General features: G+C 64.7%; 7 protein-coding genes. 5 read left to right on the forward strand and 2 right to left on the reverse strand.

Annotated elements, in window-relative coordinates; genetic code table 11:
* Window positions 1-409 precede the first annotated feature (409 nt).
* From bioD to IPV69_RS08270, 5 genes are all read left to right on the forward strand, one after another.
* Window positions 410-1,141: a dethiobiotin synthase gene (gene bioD, locus IPV69_RS08250; RefSeq protein WP_206294565.1), complete on the forward strand. Its 732-nt coding sequence runs from the start codon at window positions 410-412 to the stop codon at window positions 1,139-1,141.
* A 360-nt stretch (window positions 1,142-1,501) separates the two neighbouring features.
* Window positions 1,502-3,109, forward strand: coding sequence for a sigma 54-interacting transcriptional regulator (locus tag IPV69_RS08255; RefSeq protein ID WP_206294566.1), 1,608 nt, complete (start codon window positions 1,502-1,504; stop codon window positions 3,107-3,109).
* A 696-nt stretch (window positions 3,110-3,805) separates the two neighbouring features.
* Window positions 3,806-10,678, forward strand: coding sequence for a PA14 domain-containing protein (locus IPV69_RS08260; protein ID WP_206294568.1), 6,873 nt, complete (start codon window positions 3,806-3,808; stop codon window positions 10,676-10,678).
* Window positions 10,679-11,185: 507 nt separating this feature from the next.
* Window positions 11,186-13,759, forward strand: a complete 2,574-nt coding sequence (locus IPV69_RS08265) for a hypothetical protein (RefSeq protein ID WP_206294570.1) — start codon at window positions 11,186-11,188, stop codon at window positions 13,757-13,759.
* A 220-nt stretch (window positions 13,760-13,979) separates the two neighbouring features.
* Entirely contained in the window at window positions 13,980-15,935 is a 1,956-nt protein-coding gene (locus IPV69_RS08270) for a sulfatase (RefSeq protein ID WP_449272145.1), read from the forward strand.
* 51 nt (window positions 15,936-15,986) lie between these two features.
* Here the strand turns inward: IPV69_RS08270 and IPV69_RS08275 are convergent, their stop codons facing one another.
* Both IPV69_RS08275 and IPV69_RS08280 read right to left on the reverse strand, forming a co-directional pair.
* The gene (locus IPV69_RS08275; protein WP_206294574.1) at window positions 15,987-17,375 is read right to left on the reverse strand and encodes a DUF1552 domain-containing protein; all 1,389 of its coding nucleotides are present in this window, start codon (window positions 17,373-17,375) and stop codon (window positions 15,987-15,989) included.
* A complete protein-coding gene (locus IPV69_RS08280; protein WP_206294576.1) occupies window positions 17,365-19,308 on the reverse strand; it encodes a DUF1592 domain-containing protein in 1,944 nt (647 codons plus the stop codon). The genes IPV69_RS08275 and IPV69_RS08280 overlap by 11 nt, the downstream gene beginning before the upstream one ends.
* Window positions 19,309-19,882: the final 574 nt, after the last annotated feature.

Consider the following 19,882-nt stretch of genomic DNA (forward strand, 5'->3'; position numbering starts at 1 on the left):
CCGGGCTGGTCGTCGCGCTGGTCGGCGGGACGTGGACTCGGACGATCTGGAGGGGTCGAGCCGAGCGGTCTTGTTTCATCCAGTCGAGTGGAGGTGCAGGAGGCCAACGCCAACGGCTGGATCGGGTTCGTTCGGCAAAACGCCTCGGGTTCGTTTGGCGGCTGTGACTCTGGCATGGGCCTGTACCCAAGCCCGTGTCTTCTGGCATCCGACGGTCACGGGCAAGCGTACTTGCCCTTTCCAAAACGGTCTGGCAACCGCAGGCGAGACGATCTCGGGTTCGTTCGGCGAAAAGCCTTGGGTTCGTTTGGCGGATCGGCTTGGGTTCGTTCGGACGAGTGACTTGGGTTCGTTCGGCACACGCGCTATCCGATGATCCCCGGCGGCGGCGCTGTGCTACCATTGCCACATGCTCGCACGTGTTCCGATTCCTTCGATCTTTGTGACTGGCACCGATACCGGCGTCGGTAAGACGGTTATCGCCGGGGCGATCGCCGACTGGTTTCGGCGGCGCGGGTCACGCGTTGCCGTGCTCAAGCCGGCGGCGACCGGGTGTGTGCACCGCCGGGAGGGACTGGTCAGTGAAGACGCGGAGTTTCTGGCGGCGTGTGCCGATGCCCGGTTTCCGCTCGACCTGATCTGCCCGCAGCGTTACGAGGAACCCTTGGCACCGGCGGTCGCGGCCGAGCGGGCGAAGCAGCCGCTGGATTGGGATGCGATCGATCGCTCGATCCGGCTCATGAGCCGCGAGAGCGACGTGATGATCGTCGAAGGCGTGGGAGGCGTGATGGTTCCGATGGACGCGAAACACACCGTACTGGACATGGCTGTCTGGCTTGGTGCGCCGGCGGTCATCGTGGCGCGGCCGCACCTGGGGACCATCAACCACACCTTGCTGACCGCCGAGGCCCTGAGGTCGAGGTCGGTCAAGATTGCCGGCGTGGTAATCAATCAGTACCGCACCGACGGTGCGAGCGTCGCCGAGGAGACCAACGGGCGAGCGATCGAGAAGTGGGGGAAACTTTCGATTCTTGCGACCGTGCCGGCGGGACGAGCCTCGGCCGGCGACTTATCGCCGGACATCGTCGCTGCCGTGGAGCCCGTGGACTGGGAGGCGTTGGCCCGAAATAGAGCGTCTTGATGCAAGTAAGTAGTCTGGCGATTCCGGGTGCGATACCTCTGGCGCGGCAGAGGGATCACCACGGAGGCACAGAGACACGGAGGGATGCCAGGCAACCCGAGATGCCAGGCGACCTGAGATGCCCGCGAGATAAAGGTCCATGTTTTTAGGAGAGTCGATTCTGGTCGAGTTCGCTCTGGCCATCACAGCGGTTAAAGCGTCGAGGATCCGAGGTGCCCTCCGTGTCTCCGTGCCTCCGTGGTGATCCCTCTTTTCGGCCAAGCGGAATGTTTCCACCCGGGATTCCCCCGGAACCGGATTGCGGTTGCCCCGAACCGAACACGTGCGTAGAATATGGGCGGAACGCATCCATCAACGCTCATGAATCAGGCACCCGAAAAACGATCTGACTATGAATTGTCCGTCCTCACGGAGATCGGGCAGATACTTTCTTCCACGATCGAATTGCGGCAGGCGTTCGCAAAGGTGATGCAACTCGTTTCTGAGAAAGTAAATATGCACCGCGGGGCGCTGGTGCTATTAGATGAATCCACCGGGCGGCTGCGCACGGAAGCGGCAGTCGGGTTAACCCCCGACGAAATCGAACGCGGCAAATACGCGCTCGGCGAAGGGGTGACGGGCAACGTCGTCGCCACCGGCCGGCCGCGCATCATTGCCGACCTCCGCAATGACCCGGACTTCCTGAATCGCACCGGCCGGCTGGCACATGACAGCGGGCCCATCAGCTTTATCTGTGTGCCGATCCGTATCGAAGGCCGAACCGCCGGCGCGCTGTCGGTCGATAAGCCGTTCGAGAGCGACGAACAGCTACGGAGCGATCTGCGGCTGATCGATATCATTGGCGCGTTCCTCGCCCAGGCAATCCAGTTGAATCGGATGGTCCTGCGGCAGAAGGAAGTGCTGATCGAGGAGAACGCCCAGTTGCGGGCGCAGATCCGCGACCGGTTCCGATTCGAGAACATCATCGGCGACTCGCCGGCGATGCACGATGTGTTCGCGACGGTCGCACAGGTCGCCAACAGCCGGGCGACGGTGCTGCTCCTCGGCGAGACCGGCACCGGTAAGGAAATGATCGCCAAGGCGATCCACTACAACTCGCCCCGGCGAGATAAGCCGTTCGTGCGGGTGAACTGCGGCGCGCTGACCGGCACGCTGCTGGAGTCGGAACTGTTCGGCCACGTGAAGGGCAGCTTCACCGGCGCGATTCGCGACAAGGAAGGCCGGTTCGAGGTCGCCGACCAGGGAACGATCTTCCTCGACGAAATCGGCACGATGGAGCCGCACCTTCAGGTGAAGCTGCTCCGCGTGTTGCAGGAGCGCGAGTTCGAGCGCGTCGGCGACACCCAGACGATGAAGGTCGATGTCCGCGTGGTCGCGGCGACGAACGTCGATCTGCAGGAAGAGGTCGCGAAGGACAACTTTCGCGAAGACTTGTTCTATCGCTTGAACGTCTGCCCGATCTACCTGCCGCCGCTGCGGAACCGCCGTGAAGACATTCCGCCGTTGATCGATCACTTCTTGGACAAGTACAACACGGTGAACGGCCGCAGCTTGCGGCGGATCAGCCGGGACATGCTGAACGTGCTGATGCGCTACCCCTGGCCGGGTAACGTGCGCGAGCTGGAGAACGCGATCGAGCGCGCCGTGGTGCTGAGCACGACCGAGGACTTCTCGGAAGACCTGCTGCCGCTAAGCGTACGGATGTTCGCCGCCCAGCGGCGGACGAACTCGTCGAGCGAGAGCATCGAAACCCTCACGCGCCGCCTGGCCGATCAGGCGATGGCCGACTACGAGATGCGCGAAGGCGAAATCTACAAGCTGGTGACCGACCAGCTCGAAATGGCACTGATCGACCGCGCCCTAGCCCGCTGCGGCGGTGTCAAAACCAAGGCCGCGGATTTCCTGGGCATTAACCGCAACACGCTCAATAAGAAGGTCAAGGACCTGGGGATTGAAGCGGCGGAGTAGGTCGCCTGACCGACCGTGCCCCGCCACGGCTCCGGATTCGGCATCGCATGATCGCGATGCTTTCAGGGCGGTCCTTCCAGATGCTTAATGAGATGACGCCGGGCATTACCAAGCGGTGCAGGGGCTGAGGGCGTCATCAACATCTTGCCTCACCGGCCGTGCGCGGTTGGGCCTTTGGCCACGCTACGGGGGTGGGGAATCGCGCCAAGTCTGCGCTCTCCCCTGCCACCTCTTTCTGCCATTTCACGTCCGGTTACAAGCCCAGCGTCCTCCCACTTTCGTTAGCCCAGGTCAACTCCTCCCGGTTGCCAACTTGGGCACCCACCTTTCCTGACCGAAAGAGCATATAGCCGTGCGATCGGGCCAGGTGCCGTTGCGCCGCCTTGCGCCACATGTTGGCTCGCAAGAGCGGACGCAACGGTGTGACAAGCCACCGGTGGTTTGCCGTGCCCGACATTGCCGGACGTGAGGTTTATCCGGCAGCCGTCAAGGCCCGTGACCGGGCTGACCTGAAGAGGGCATGTGCCTCAGGCAGCCAGCGCGTAACGGGCTGTGATTGCTGGGGTTTTCGGCGGTTTTCCCGCTGAAATCGGCGGTTCCGCCCCGCCCGTCGCCCCTGTGGGGGCGACGTATAGTTCGATCGGCCCCAGTCTGTTTTCCGGGGCCCTGTGATTTTCCGGGAGCGAAGCAGTGGCCGTGAAGAATTCCTTCGTCGTGGGTGACAGCCGTTCGTTGGTCGCGAGCCCCGCGGTGCGGCGCAAGCCGCGCGGACAGTCTTCTCTCGCCTCGGCCGCGAATGCCGTCGTCGAACTGCTCGAAGACCGCAAGCTCTTTGCCGGCGACGCTTCGATTATCCAGACGTTGCCCTATTCGCTGGATTTCGACACGTCCAGCGGCGGCGTCGTCGACAAGAACGGCCTGGGCACCGGCTTCACCTGGGTGATGCCGAACAAGAACAACAACGAATACGCGCCGTCACTGATCGACATGGTCGGCGGACGGTTGCGCGTCACCACCACCGGTACCTCCCTCGCCGGCGGACCGTGGGAAAACGACAACACCCTCGTTAACGGCCTGCAGACCCAGTTCAGCGCCGCCTCCGGCAGCTTCAGCATCAGCACGCGCCTCATCGGCCCGCTCGGTTACCTCAACAACGCCAGCGAGCAAGGCGGACTGCTGTTCGGGCCCGACCACGACAACTATGTGAAGCTCGTCGCCGTCGCACAGCCCAACGGAACCTTCCTGCAGTTCGTGGACGAACAAAAGCCGAGCACCGCGTTCGTTCACCAGATCGCCAGCGCCAACAGCTACACCAATATCGGTTCGTTCACGGCGATCAACACGCTCGATCTCACCATCGCCGGCGACGCCAGCACCGGTCAGATCACCGCGTATTACCGGATAAACGGCGGCTCGCTCGTGCAGGTCAACCAGACGGTGACGCTAACCGGCGCGCAGAAGACCAAGTTCTTCGCCAGCAACGCCCGCGGCGGCATCATCGCGATGCAGAAGAACGACCTGGCCGCCGAGACGCTGGTGTTCGAGAAGTTCGAGATCGTCCCCGGCACCCCGCAGATCGCCAAGCCGAGCGTGCGCGCCGACGAAGTCACGCCGGCCCCCAGCCAGACCAACGTCAAGCGGGACAGCTTCGTCTCGGCGGCGCTGAACCTGCCCAACGTCGGCAAGGGTGTCGATACTTCCACGCTGAACACCACCACCGTCAAGCTGTATCGCAGCAGCGACCGCGTGGCGGTCTCCGGGCATGTCAGCACCAGCGGCGCGGGTGACACCATCACCTACCAGCCCTACGGCCCGCTCGATGCGAACACGCAATACACCTTTGAAGTGACTGCCGGCGTAAAAGACACCGGCGGTGCGACGTTCGTGCCGTTCTCGATGAACTTCACCACCGGCACGGAAATCACGCCGACCGACACCAACATCGCATTCCAGAAGGTGGAACTCACGACCGCCACCGGTCAGCAGTATTCCAGCGTGCAGATCGGCCCTGACGGCAAGCTCTACGCTTCGTCACTGTCGGGACTGATTCAGCGGTTCACGATCAACTCCGACGGAACGCTGGGCGCGGCCGAGAACATCACCACCGTGCAGACCGCCAACGGCGGGAACCGGTTCATCACCGGCATCGTCTTCGACCCGTCGAGCACGGCGAACAACCTGATCCTCTGGGTGAACAACGCACAGTACGCTTTCGAAGGCGCCAGCGACTGGACGGGCAAGCTGTCGCGACTGAGCGGTGCCAATCTCGAAAACTACCAGGACTACATCACCGGCCTGCCGCGCGCCGTTCGCGACCACCTGAACAACCAGATGACGTTCGGGCCCGACGGCAAGATGTACTTCGCCATGGGCTCCATGAGCGCCATGGGTCAGGCCGACAACGCCTGGGGCCTGCGCGCCGAGCACCTTCTGTCTGCGGCCGTACTGCAGATTGATACCGCGGCGATCGCCACCCGCATCAGCAGCGGACTCGGGGCGCTGTCGGTCCGTACCGAAGGCGCTACGACCAACTACGACCCCTGGGCTACCAACGCCCCGGTCAAGATCTACGCCACCGGCGTACGAAACGCGTACGACCTGGTCTGGACGCGCGGTGGAGTGCTTTACGCCCCCACCAACGGCTCGGCCGCCGGTGGCGCAACGCCGGCCTCCCCGGCCGGCGGATTCACCGGCACGCGTATCGATCAGGCCCAGAACGGCCCGTACACCGGCCCGACCGTTCCCGGCATCGCCCAGGTGAACGTCAGCGAACCCGACTTCCTTTTCAAGATCGAGCAAGGCGGCTACTACGGCCATCCCAACTCGACCCGCGGCGAGTATGTCCTGAACGGCGGCAACCCGACCGACCTGGTCGACTACCTGGAAACCAGCCAGTACCCGACCGGCACCCAGCCCGACCGCAATTACCGCGGCGCGGCCTGGATCTTCGGCAAGAATCACTCCCCCAACGGCGTGATCGAGTACCAGGGCAACGCGTTCGGCGGCCGTCTCGATGGCAAGCTGCTGGTCGTCCGCTACAGCGGCGGTGCCGACGTCGTCGCGCTGACCCTCGACGCCAACGGCGCCGTCACCGAATCCACCAGCGGCATTTCGGGCCTGAGCGGTTTCGTCAACCCGCTGGACCTCACGCAGGATCTGTCCAACGGCAACCTGTACATCGTCGACTACGGCGCACAGAAGATCGTCCTCGCCAAGCCGGTCGCCCCGGGCGCGCGGATCACCGTCGATACCACCACGCTGCGGTTCAACGACGACTTCGCCAACAGCAACACCACCCCCAGCGCAACGCGGTACGTGAAGATCACCAACACCGGCACCGCGCCGCTGTCGATCCCCAATACCGGCCTGACGCTCAACAACACCGCCAACTGGACGATCACGGTAAAACCCGGCCTCCCGACCACCGTCGCCCCCGGCGAAAGCGTGGACGTGGGCATCGCGTTCAAGGCAACGGTCGGTGCGGGCGCGGGCATCAAGACTGCCACCCTCACCATCACCAGCAACGACGCGACCAACCCGAGCATCGTGGTCAACCTGCGCGGCCTGGCGACCACGGGCACCGGCGGGATGAATGAGCCCTCGCTGCAGCGGGTTCTCGATCTCTACCAGATCCCCGTCGTCACCGGCGACGCCAACCCCGCCGACACCAACCTCCTGAGCAATACAGCGCCGCTGACGACCCCCAACGACGAAGTCGTCGCCCAGCGGTTCGTCAAAGCCGGCGCCGGGCCGATCACCATCGAGCCGCTGGCCGCGTTCGCCGGTGGAACGCCGGCGGTAAAGTTCGGCTATTACCAGGCGGGCACGGCGGGCAACCGCACGGAACTGGTTTCGATCTCTGCCGCCGACGCACAAAGCGTCAATCCCACGCTCAACGGCACTACCAGCTTCGACCCGGGCGCGAGCCGGTTCGGCCTGTACGCCTACTTCCCGATCTTCAGCAACTACGCGTACAGCGAAGACTCGCTGAACACGAAGGAAAACACGGTCGCGTTGCGGCGCAAGTTCCGGTTCTATCCGCTCAAGAATGCCGACGGCTCCGCCGTGCCCAACGCGTACATCTTCACGAACGAAGACTACAACAACGATCCGTCCGGCGGCACCGACTCCAACGACTTCGTCGGCATCATCCGCAACGTGTCGATCTCGAACGACGGCGCGGAAATTGGCCTTGAAAACACCGACGCCGTCCCCTTCCCCGACCGCCTGGTATTCAGCCGCGTCCAGACGCAGCCGCCCGATACCAAGACCCTGACCGACGGCACCGTCGTGCAGCCGCCGAACAATGTCACCCACGACACCGCGGTGCTGCGCCTGCGAAACACCGGCTCGGCGCCGTTAACGCTCAACAGCCTGGCCGTCAGCAACACCAGCGCCTGGACGATCGTCAATGCCCCGACCGCGGGCACGCAGATCGCCGCCGGCGGATTCCTGGACATCACCGTCAGGTTTGTCGCCCAGACGCTGCCCACTTGGCCGGGCTTCAACTCGACTGTGGACCCGACGGCGCAGGCGGCGAACCAGAGCGGCTTCTACACCGGCTCGCTCACCATCAACACCAACGACGCCGACGAGGCCGTCACCACCGTGCAGTTGGCCGGCTGGTGGCAGAACAAGTCGGAGAAGAACCAAGAACCCAGCGTCCCGACGCTGGTCAACAACATCCTGGGCTACAGGACCAAGATTCTGAACAACGGCCAGACCATGGCCGACGGCTGGAATGGTGCCGGCGTTCTGGGCGAGGAAGTGCTCAGCAAGTACTGGGTGCGCGCCGACGGCAGCGCACCGGTCGAAGTAACGCAGCTTGCCGCTTGGCACGGCCAGGGCGACACCGCCCGCCTGCGCTGGGCGCCGTTCGCCTACCCCGGGTCGGTCGCGACGGTGTTCACCCACTCGGGCCCGTCGGGGCAGTCCATCCTTCCGCTCATCAACGGCGGCACGACCGTCGCCAGCGGCACCTTCAAGCCCGTGGCAGCGGCGGCCAACCCGCTGTCGGCGTTCCAGTTCCGCGTCGAGAACGAGTGGTCGGACGACGCGATGAACAGCGTGCCCGACAACCCCCTCGACACCGGCCATCACATCCGGTTCTGGCCGGCCCGCGACAAGAACAACAACCTCATCCCCAACACCTGGATCATGGGGATGGACTACTTCGGCATCAACTACGACTACCAGGACAACCTGTACCTGGTCAGCAACATGAAGCCCATGCCCCCGGGTGCCCCGTCGGGCCTGGCCGCAACCGGCCAGCCCAACGGCATTGCCCTGGACTGGGGCGATGTCACCGGCGCTCCGCTGCTCGCCGGCTACAACGTCTACCGCTCCACCACGACCGGCGGCACCTACACCAAGCTCAACGCCAGCCCGGTGACCGATTCGCTGTACATCGACACCAGCGCCGCCAGCGGCGTGACGTACTACTACCGCGTCACGGCGATCGATTCATGGGGTGGCGAAAGCGGAACGTCGGCGACGGTGAACGCGGTCCGCACGACCGACAACGTCCCTCCGGCCCCGCCGACCGGCCTGGCCGGAACCGGCGTCGCCACGGGCGTCACGCTGAACTGGTCGGCGAATAATGACGCCGACCTGGCCGGCTACCGTGTCTACCGGGCGATCATCGTCGGTGGCACCTACAGCCTGCTCAACACGTCGGCGTTGGTGACGCTCACCAGCTTCACCGACAGCACCGCCACGCCGGGCTCGACGGTCTACTACACGGTCTCGGCGGTGGACTTCTCGGGCAATGAATCGGCCCAGTCGACCTCCGCAACGGTTGTCGCCGGCGACACCACCGCGCCGGCCGTGCCGTCGGGTGTGGCCGCCAACACTGCCGCCAACGGCCTGACGGTCTCCTGGTCGGCGGTCGCCGACACCGATGCCGCCGGCTACCGCGTCTACCGCGCCTCCGCGATAGACGGCACCTACACGCAGATGTCCGGCGCGCTGGTCACCGGCACGACTTGGACCGATACGTCCGTCCTGGTCGGCGAAACCTGGTTCTACAAGGTCTCGGCGGTGGACACGAGCGGCAACGAATCCGCCCAGTCCGCCGCCGCCAGCGCCACCCGCAACGCGGTTGCCCTGCCGACCATCCGCATCAACACCGGCGGCGGCGCGTTCACCGATTCCAACGGCGTGACCTGGGCGGCAGACCAGTACTTCACCGGCGGCACCGCGGCCGTAAGCAGCCACGACGTCACCGGCACGATCGACGATCCGCTCTACCTCGCCCGCCGCTGGGGCGCTTACACCTATGCCGTCCCCGCCGCCAACGGCGACTACGTGCTGAGCCTGCACTTCTCCGATCCGGTATACACCACGGCCGGATCGCGCAAGTTCAGCGTCAAGGCCGAGGGCCTGACGATCCTCGACAACTTCGACCTCGTCGCTAACGCCGGCGGCGGCAAGAAGAAGTTCGTGCGGTCGTTCAATGTCACGATTGCCGACGGCTTCCTGAACCTGCAGACGATCAAGATCCTGGACAACCCGATCATCTCGGCGATCGAACTCGTCCCCAACGCGCCGGACACCACGCCCCCGGCCGCGCCGGGCAACGCCGTCGCGACCGGCGCGGTATCGGGCAACTCCCTGTCGTGGACGGCCCCCGCCGACGCCGACTTGGCCGGCTACAACGTCTACCGGTCCGACTCGGTGGACGGGACCTTCGTCAAACTCAACACCACGCTCCTTACGGCGTTGAGCTATCTCGACACCACGGCGACCGCGGACGTGACCAGCTACTACCGCGTCACGGCGATCGACACGGCTTTGAACGAATCGCTTCCGGCGACGGCGAGCGCCCTTCGCCCCGCCGGCGATACGGTGGCACCCGCCGTGCCCGCCAACCTGTCGGCCACCGCCGGGACGACGTCGGGCATTAACCTGGCCTGGACGTCGGTCTCCGACAGCGACCTGGCCGGCTACCACGTCTACCGCGCACCCGCCCCGGGCGGCCCGTGGACGAAGCTGACAACCGCGGCGATCACGGCGACGACCTACGCCGATACCGTCGCCCCCGAGAACACCGTGAGCTACTACTACGTCACCGCGATCGACGTCAACGGCAACGAGTCGAGCGCGTCGGCGACGGCCAGCGCGACGGCGCCGATCTTCGCCAACGGCACCGGCCTGTACGGCAAGTACTACGCCGGCACGAGCTTCAACACGCTGAAGCTCGGTCGCATGGACGGCGTCATCAACTTCGACTGGGGTGCCGGCACGCCCAACCCGGCCGTCCCGGTCGACAACTTCTCCGCCCGCTGGCTCGGCAAGATCAAGGCGGCGGTGACCGGAAACTACACGTTCACCGTCCGCGCCAGCGACGGCGTGCGGCTGTGGGTCAACGGCCAGCTCATCATCGACGCCTGGTCCGCCGGCGACACCGCCGACAAGATCTCCAGCACGATCGCACTCGTCGCCGGCCAGAAGTACGACATCCGCCTGGAGTACTTCGAAGGCACCGGAGCGGCCAACATCCGCATGCTCTGGGAGGCCGACGGGCTCAGCCAGCAGATCGTCCAGCGCGGCTACCTGTTCTCGGCGTAAGCCGTGGCGCTCGGCCCCGCAGGATCCGAGGGCGACATCGCCGTCGCGTGCGGATCGAATACGACAAACGCAGCGGACACCGATCGGTGTCCGCTGCGTTTTTGCATGTCATCCCGCCGCATTGGCGTTGTTAAGGAAAGCCGGGAGAAACTCACGTGGTCGGCAACTTCTGGGTGCCATGGGCTGGCGTACTCGCCTGCCCGTGGCCGTGCGACTGCAGTCAGGCGTCGCCACGGGCAGCGGAGTACCGCAGCCCATGGCACCCGGAAAAAACGCCACTGCCAAGACACTGTGCTTCATCCAGAAAGGCTCTTCGTCCCACATTCTTCTCGATCGCTTTCGATCGGTGCGGTAGTATCTGCACGGCAAGGGGAGAGGGAGGGTCCGCCAATGTCGTTTCGCGCCAAAACACCACGAGTCACGTACAGATTGTGCGTCTGGTCGGCCGCGCTTTCAGTGTGGGGTTGCTCCCCCGCTCCAAAGGCGGCCGTTCGGCCGGCGGAGCCGTTGGCGACAACAACCGGTTCGACAACGCAGTCTACGAACAACCTGGCGTTCCCGTCTCCCGAACTCATCCGGCTCTGGGATTCGGCTCTCCACGATGCCCACGTACGCGGAGTAAAGCCACCGGACCCGGACCGCCAGCGGGCCGACGACATCTACCTTGCCGAGTTCGTGCTCGCGTCTTCCGACAGCCAGGTGATGGACTGGGTGACGATTCCCCAGGTCGTCAGTGCGACGGAAGTGCTGATTGCCTGTGACGGCCTCAACGATCAGCTTCGCCGGTACGTGGTCAGACAACTGGCCAAACGAAAGCAGCAGGATGTCGGCGCAGTTCGACGGCTCATCGTGCAGCAGGGACCGGCGTTCGTTCCCACAGTGCTAGCCGAACGAACAACCCTTGGCGACGACTACTCCGTCGCACTGATGCGTGACATCGGTAGCGCCAACGCCGCTGGGTTGACTGAGTTGCTGGCGATATGCCAGCGCCCGTCCGACACGGTTGACGATCAAGTCTGGGCGGTCGAGTTGCTCGACCGGGCGACACGAGGCGACGAAGCACCGCCGCTTCCCGTCGGAGCGATCGAAGCATGGCGAAGGCTCTCGAAGGATCCCCGTCCAGAGATTGCGACGGCCGCCTCCCATGCCGTGGCCCGTCCGCCGCTCAAAGCACTGGCGGTCGCGATCCCACGGCAGCCCATTGCTTCCGATGCCCCGTCGCTCCCGACGTGGCCGACGTTTCCCAAGCCTGGCGAGTCGGCGTTTCCGAGAGCCCCTTCAGCAAATGAGATCGCAACGTGGGACGTGATGCTCTCGCAGGCCCGGTCTCGCGCCGTATACCTCCCGAACGTTCCCGGCCTGCCGACAACACTAGCCGACCTGGCGGGAACGCGCGACCAGGATACCGACCTGGCTGAGTTCTTCGTCCAGAATGCCGAGTGGAACCGTCAGGCGCTTTGGGTGACGCCACGACAACTCGCGATGGCTGCCGAGGTCATCGGTTTCCACGGGGTAATCAGGGACTATCACCGCGGCATTCTGGTCCGACATCTGCGGGCACGTAACACTGGTGATGCAGGACCGGTCCGCCAGGTCGTCATCAGCCAGGGTGCGGATATCGTTGGTGAAATCGTTGCGTCAAAAGATGACCTGGGCTTTGACTATGCCAGGGACCTCATCAGAGACATCGCGATACAGACGCCGGCAGCCTTAAAGCAGCTTCTCGTTGTAAGTCTGGACCCGCAGCGACAGCCGAGCGAACGTTGGACGGCGATCATAGTACTTGACGAACTGACGTCGGGAAAAAGCCCGCTGCCCTTGCCTGCAGGAACCCTGGACGGTTGGGAGACGGTGGCACGGCGATCCGGGCGTTTCCTTGGAGATGCGGCGGCGGCCGCACTCATCCGGCGGCCGGAGAGCGGATTCACCGAGGCAGACCGCGCCGCCTTCGGGGTTCTCGCGGCGATCAATGAAGAGGTCCCGGCCAGTAACAGCAGGCCGGCGGAGCTCCTTCGCGCCATTCAGCCCGGCAAGGGGCGATCGCTCCTGATGTCGCAGTTGATCGAACGAATGCACTCGACTGAGGCACCAGAGCGGAGGTTTGCGGCCTCCTATCTCGTCAGGGTGCCAGACGCCGGCGAGGATGCCTCGGACGCGCTGGCTTGGTTTCTTGTCCTGGGGCCGCTGCCGGCGGCGTCGACGCCCAACTACCGTGATGCGGACGAAGTATTGATCCTCGCTTGCGTCGACACCTTGGTGCGAAGCGGAAGAAAATCCATTAAGGCGGTGCCGGTCCTGGCGGGGATACTGACCGATCCGATTCGAGGCGAGTGGGCGGAACGCGTCCTGAACGCGGTCGGACCCGACGCGGTGCCGCCATTACTCGCCGAATACCGTCAGGCGGCGGCGACGAATGAGCCGTTTCGCGTGCAGTACGTCCGGGCGATGGGACTGCGATCGATGGCCGGGCCGGCGGCGCGGGCTGCGCTGCTCGAGGTGCTCGGCGGCAAAGAGCCTTTCGTCGCCGTGCGGCTCGAAGCGATCGCCGGTATCGCCAACACCGCCAGCGGCGCGTCGCCGGAAGAACTGGCCGCGCTGCGATCGCAGCTCCTCACCGCATTGAAGTCCGATCTCCCGGGTATTCCGTTGGCCGCCGCGAACGCACTGGCCGAACTTCGCCCCGGCGACGACGCCGACCTGTCGCTGGCGGTCGACTGGGTGAAGAACGGCGACCGCGAACATCGGGTCGCCGGGGCCCGGCTGCTGGCATCGGCCGGGCCGCGGACGGCCGAGGCCGCCGTCGCCCCGCTGCTGCGCATGTCGGACAACGTCTGTTCCATTCAGCGCGGCGCGGCCGCCGTGGCGCTGGTCGCGATCGATCCCGAGGGCAAGCAGCTATCGCCGGCGGTGATCGCGAGTGTGTTCCACCACGATGCCGTCATGCGGAGCCATCTCGTCGCCGCGGCCAAGCGGGCGGGCGACGGCAAACTCCGTGATCGTCTGAAGGACCTCGCCGCGAACGAGCCCGACCCCCAGGTGCGCGAATCGGCCAAGCAGATGCTGGAGGCGCTCTGGCCCTGATCGGCATTCATCGCTGCCCGACATCCGACGCGATTCGGTGGTAATCTGCGACCGGGGGAAGGTTCGCCACGATGCGGCGTTTGACAGTGACATGACGCCTGACACACGCCAGCAGCATCAGACAGGAACTGCCAGTCTGGTCACTTCTGGGCCGGCGGGCACATCCGCACAGCCTCCACGACTTCGAACAGGGAGAACTCGAGTGATTTCAGGTTCGCGAATGGTCTTTCGGGCGTTATCGCTGCTGGTACTGGCGAGCGTGATCGGGCCGACGGCGGCTCTGGCTGCTGGCGACAAGCCGGCCGCGACGAAGCCCAACGTGCTGTTCATCCTCGCCGATGATCTGGGCTGGGCCGACACGACGCTCTATGGACACACCAGGTACTACCGCACGCCCAACATCGAACGACTGGCCAAGCGCGGCATGACGTTTACCCGGGCGTATTCGGCCAGCCCGCTTTGCTCGCCGACGCGGTCGGCGATCCTCACGGGGCTGAGCCCCGCGCGAACGGGGATCACCACGCCGAACTGCCACGTCCCGCAGGTGGTCCTGGACGTGAAGCCCGGCAAGGCTGCGCCGCCGGACAAGAAGTCGATCGCGCCCATTCCGCCGACCCGCCTGAAGACCGAGTACCGCACCCTCGCCGAGACGCTCAAGGATGCCGGATACGCGACCGGGCATTTCGGCAAATGGCATCTGGGGGCCGATCCCTATTCGCCGCTGCAGCAGGGGTTTGATGTGGATGTGCCTCACTGGTCGGGGCCGGGCCCTGCCGGTAGCTATGTCGCGCCCTGGAAGTTCCGCGACTTTGATGCCGATCCCGGCGAGCCCAACCAGCACATCGAAGACCGCATGGCCAAGGAAGCGGTCAAGTTCATGGAGCGGCACAAGGCCGCACCCTTCTACCTGAACTACTTCATGTTCAGCGTTCACGCCCCGTTCGACGCCAAGAAATCCCTGATCGACAAGTACCGGGCCCTGGCCAACCCCGCCGACCCGCAGCGCAGCCCCACCTACGCGGCAATGGTCGAGAGCATGGACGACGCCGTCGGCACCCTGCTCGATACGCTCGATCGGCTCGGTATTGCCGACAACACCATCGTGGTGTTCACCGCCGACAACGGCGGCAACATGTACAACGAGATCGACGGCACCGTGCCCACGAGCAATGCCCCCCTGCGCGGCGGCAAAGCCACCATGTTCGAAGGCGGCACCCGGGTTCCCGGCATCGTGGTCATGCCCGGCGTCACCTTGCCGGGCTCACGGAGCGATACGATCATCCAGAGCGAAGACTACTACCCCACGCTGCTGGAGGCGCTGTCCATCAAGCCGGCCCCGGATCAGCGGTTCGACGGCATCAGCATCCTGCCCGCGCTCAAGGGCGGCGACCTCGTTCGCGACGGCGTTTTCCAATACTTTCCGCACGACCCCGGCGTTCCTGACTGGCTACCGCCGGCGGTCTCGGTTCATCGCGGCGACTGGAAGCTCATCCGCATCTTCCACGGCGGTGAGAAGGGCGCGCACCGCTACCTCCTGTTCAACCTGCGCGACGACCTGGGCGAAAAGGTGAACCTCGCGGCCCGGAAGCCCGAACTGGTCGCCGAGCTCGACGCGCTGATCGAAACGTTTCTCGCCAATACCAAGGCCGTTGTCCCGGTGGCCAACCCTGCTTTCGACCCGGCGAAATACCACCCGGAACTGGAGGGCGTGCAGACGAACAAGGAGAAGCCCAGGCAGAAACCCGCCACCAAGCCCGCCAATCCCGCCAACCCACCCAAGGGGAAAGACGACGGCGAAACGGTGCTCCAAGGGTGGAAGCCGCGGGGCTGCACGGCAACGGTGAAGGACGGCATCGTCACCCTGAACAAGACCGGCCCCGCGCCCTTCCTGGGCTTCGCCGCCGGCAAGTACAGCGGTCCCACCACCGTGCGCCTGCGCATCAAGTCTGAAGCGGCCGTGTCACACATCGACTGGCTGCCCGACGGGCTCGACAAACCGGCCCGGTCGGCGGCGTTCAACTATCCCGGCGGTGACTGGCAGGAGGTGACCGTGCAACTGCCGGCGACCGGCCCCCTCGGCGTGGTACGCATTTACCTCCCCGCCCAGGCCCAGCCGCTGCAGATCGACTGGATCGAACTGCAAAGCGGAAAGGAAAAGCACCGAACGGAGTTCTGATCTGCCGATGCTCCGACGCACCGATGTCCCGGACCTCGCCGGGACGCCACGTCAGCTGGCGATCATTTCCGTCAGTTGCTTGGTCGCGATGCCGATCGGGCGGTCGAGCGGAATGCCCGCACAGGTAAGCAGCGTGCCCAGCAGGTCGCCCTGGTTACCCTTGACGTCGGGCAGGAACCGCCCGGTGTTGAGCGTGCCGCCGCCCTTGCCGGCAATGACGAACGGCAGATTGCTCCGGGCGTGCTTGTTGCCGTCCTCGAGCCCGGAACCCCACATCATGATGCAGTTGTCCAGCAACGTGCCCTCGCCCTCGCGCAGGCTCTGCATCTTCTTCACCATGTAGGCGAACTGCGACACGTTGAACGTGTTGATCTTTGCGACCTTGTTGAGCTTCACCGACTCGTAGTTGTGGTGCGTGCAGGAATGGTGCTGATCCGGGAAGCCCAGTTCCGGATACGACACCCCGTTGGGCGTCGAGCCGATGTACGTGCTGACGCGGGTCAGGTCGGTCTGGAACGCCAGCACGTTCAGGTCGCACATGACCTGCATGTATTCGCTGCGCTTGTCCCCCTCGGGCATCTTTACTTCGATCGGTGCGGAATCTTTGAACACCCGGCTGGTCGTCCGAACCCCCGCCGCCGCCTTGGCCGCTTCGACCTGGCGAAGCTGGATCGCGGCGATGCGGCGTTCGACCGAGCGAACACTGTCGAGGTATTCGTCGAGCTTGCGCTGGTCGGCGTAGCTCAGCGTGCCACGCAGATCGCGGGCCCCGCCGAGCACCAGATCGAGCATCGACCGGTCCAGCGCGTCGGCGGCGGTCGTGGTGTTGCCCGCCTGGCTCTTTTCGCGGCACTGGAACAGGCGTTTCAGAACCACCTTGGGATTGACTTCGGCCGGCAGCGGCTGGGTCGGCCCGCGGAAGCTGCAGTGCGAGTAGTAGGCCTCGTTCAGCCCTTCCTGATTCTCCTTGTGCGTCTGCGGCATCGTCGCCAACTCCAGCGACGGCAGCGGCGTAAACGCACCGACATAATTCGCCGCGATCTGATCGGCGGAGATTGCGATGTTAACCACGTCCCGCTTCTTCGAATCCGGCAGTGTCGCCGTCAGCCAGGTGGACAATTCCAGCGCGTGCGGGGCCCCGTTCATCGGAGAGATCGGCACCCCGCTGATGCCCTTGACCAGCAGGCACTGATCGAGGACCGGCCGCAGCGGTTCCAGGATCGGCGGCGGCGATTTCAGAAACGACTTGGGATCGCTCGGCCAGAACTGCTCCATGATCACGCCGTGCGGCATGTACATGAACCCCAGCCGTACCGGCGGTTTGTACGCGACGCCTTTGGGTTGATCGGCCCAGCCCATCCTCTCAAGCAAAGGGAGCCCGAGCGCCACGCCCAGGCCACGCAGGCAGGTCCGACGACTGATCATTCGTTCACTTCGCACGAGAGGCCTCCTGCTGGATATTCACACGACGGTGCATGAAAGGATAACTGGTGACCACGCCAACCACTAGCGTTTGCATCCGATAACCATCCCCGGCGATCGTGTCGGCAAGCTGATCGATCACCACATCGTCATACCCTTCCAACTGCCTGCACAACGCATACGCCATCATCTTGCTCGTCAGGTTGCGGCTGAAGTCGGCCTTGCGGCCCGCGATGATGCGTTTGAGCTCGGCCGGTGTTTTAAAGTGACGGTTCCCCGGCAGTTCGCCGGTGGCATCGATCGGGCCGCCGGACTCGTCGCGGTCGCGCCAGCGGCCGATCGCATCGAAGTTCTCCAATCCGAAGCCGATCGGGTCGAGCACCTTGTGGCAGTTCGCGCACGCCGGGTTCACTCGATGCAGCTCAGTCCGCTGCCGGAGCGTCAGCGTGGCGACCTTCTTCTTGTCCTGCTTTTCCAGCGGCGGCACATTCGCCGGCGGCGGCGGCACGTGCTCGCCGAGCACCTGTTCCAGCACCCAGACGCCCCGATTCACCGCACTGGTGCGGTTCGGGAATGAACTGGTCGCCAGAACGCCTGGCATGGTCAGGATTCCACCGCGATTGGCGTCCGTCAGGGTGACCTTACGCATCTCCGGGCCGCGGACCTTGGCCTGCATGCCGTAGAGCGGTGCGAGCGTACCGTTGAGAAACGTGTAGTCGCTCTCGATGAACGACCCGAGGCTCTTGTTGTCGCGCAGAATGCTCTCGAACATCAGCCGGGCTTCGTCGTACATCGCCGAGCGAAGGGCCGCGGTCATCTGCGGAAACTTCTCCGTGTCGAACGCCTTGCCGGCTAGCTTGTCCACACCGAGCCACTGGGCACCGAAACCATCGAAGAATGCGCGGGATCTCGGGTCGGCGATCAGCCGTTTGGCCTGCGCGGCGAGTACCTTGGGATCACGAAGCTTTCCCGCGTCGGCGAGTGCCGACAGCTCGGCATCGGGCATGGTCGCCCAGAGCAGGTAAGACAGCCGCGACGCCAGCTGGTAGTCGTCCAGCGGAACAATATCGCCGCCGCCGGTCGGCGATTGGGCCGCCGGCCCCGGCGTAATGAACAGAAACTGCGGCGATACGAGGACTGCCTTGACCATCAACCGCAGCGATTCGGCGTGCGATTTCCCCTGGTCGGCCGCCAGCGCATACACGCGCACCAGCACGTCAACTTCACCTTCCGAAGCAGGCCGGCGATAGGCCTGGCGGGCGATCGACCGGGCCACCTTGCGGGCCGCAGCCTTTCGGTCGGCGCCGGGGGCGAGGTCCGGACCGAACAGCTTCTGCTGCATCGCCGTCGGCGGCGAACCCGGCGACGCAACAACGCGCGACAGCACGTCATTGGCAACCGCCAGGTACTGGTCCATAAGCGTCGGCGAAAGCGAGTTGGTGAAGCCCGCGCCGAACACCTCATCGGGCAGCTCGCGGGCGATCTGCGGATCGACGCCGAACAGATCCCGCAGCGTGTTCCCGTACTCGACACGGTTCAACCGGCGAATGACGAACACACCGGGGTCCTTGCGACTCAGGCGTTTGATTCCCGCGACCCACTCGGTGACCGCCTTGCGCTCCTTGTCGGTCGGCTGCTTTTCCCCTTCCGGCGGCATCTCGTGCGTGTTGATCTGCGTCGCGGCCCGCTTCCAGAGCAGCAGGAACGACGGCGAATCCGGATTCTTGAGGACACTCTGGAACGTCACCCCGCCCTTTTGCTTGTTGCCACTGTGGCAAGCGGTGCAGTAGTTCGCCATGAAGGGCGCGACCTGATCCTTGTAGACCTTCAGCGCCTGGGTGCGGGCAGCAGCCGCGGCGGCGTCGTCAAGTTCCGCCCCCCGGGCGGCCGGCGCATACAGCTCTATCACGCAGACCAACGGCAACCACAACAGCTTGAAAAATCGAGTCATTGGCAACGTACCTGGCTCCCGGAACACAAAATCACCCCTCACCGCAGAACTACGTTCCCCGCCGGAGGTTGTTTAAGTATTCGCGCGAGCCGGGCGAGCGAAACCTCCCCATTTTGTCAGGCGTTTGTTACTGCACTGCTTACCTCGCTTTCGGCCTGGACTCCCGATCGGTGAACTGCGGGCGTCCACCTCGTCCAAACCGAATCGCCTTGTGAACGGTTGGGTGTGATGAATGACGACAACCGGCGCAGGGCGTGAGGCCCGTCGGTCGGGTCGGAGGTGGTTGCCCGGATCGTTCGTCTCGCCCGGTTCCTGTGGATTCTGCTTGCAAATCTGATCGTCGCACTTAACATATACCGTACAGACAATTTGTCTCGGGTCGGATGCTCACAATCGTTCGGCCGTGGTTGGCTGGCGTTCCCTGGTGTCTGGTCTTCGCGGGTGTGATCCGTCGTCGGCCGGGGTGTCGGGCCGGGTGGCGCGTGTGGTGGGATGACGTTGTTCTTTCGGCGGGTCGCATGGCTCGCCGTGGTGGTCGCATGGGGTAACTCGGACGAACCGGCGGCGCATGACT

The organism is Humisphaera borealis (assembly GCF_015169395.1).
GTDB classification, from domain to species: Bacteria; Planctomycetota; Phycisphaerae; order Tepidisphaerales; family Tepidisphaeraceae; genus Humisphaera; species Humisphaera borealis.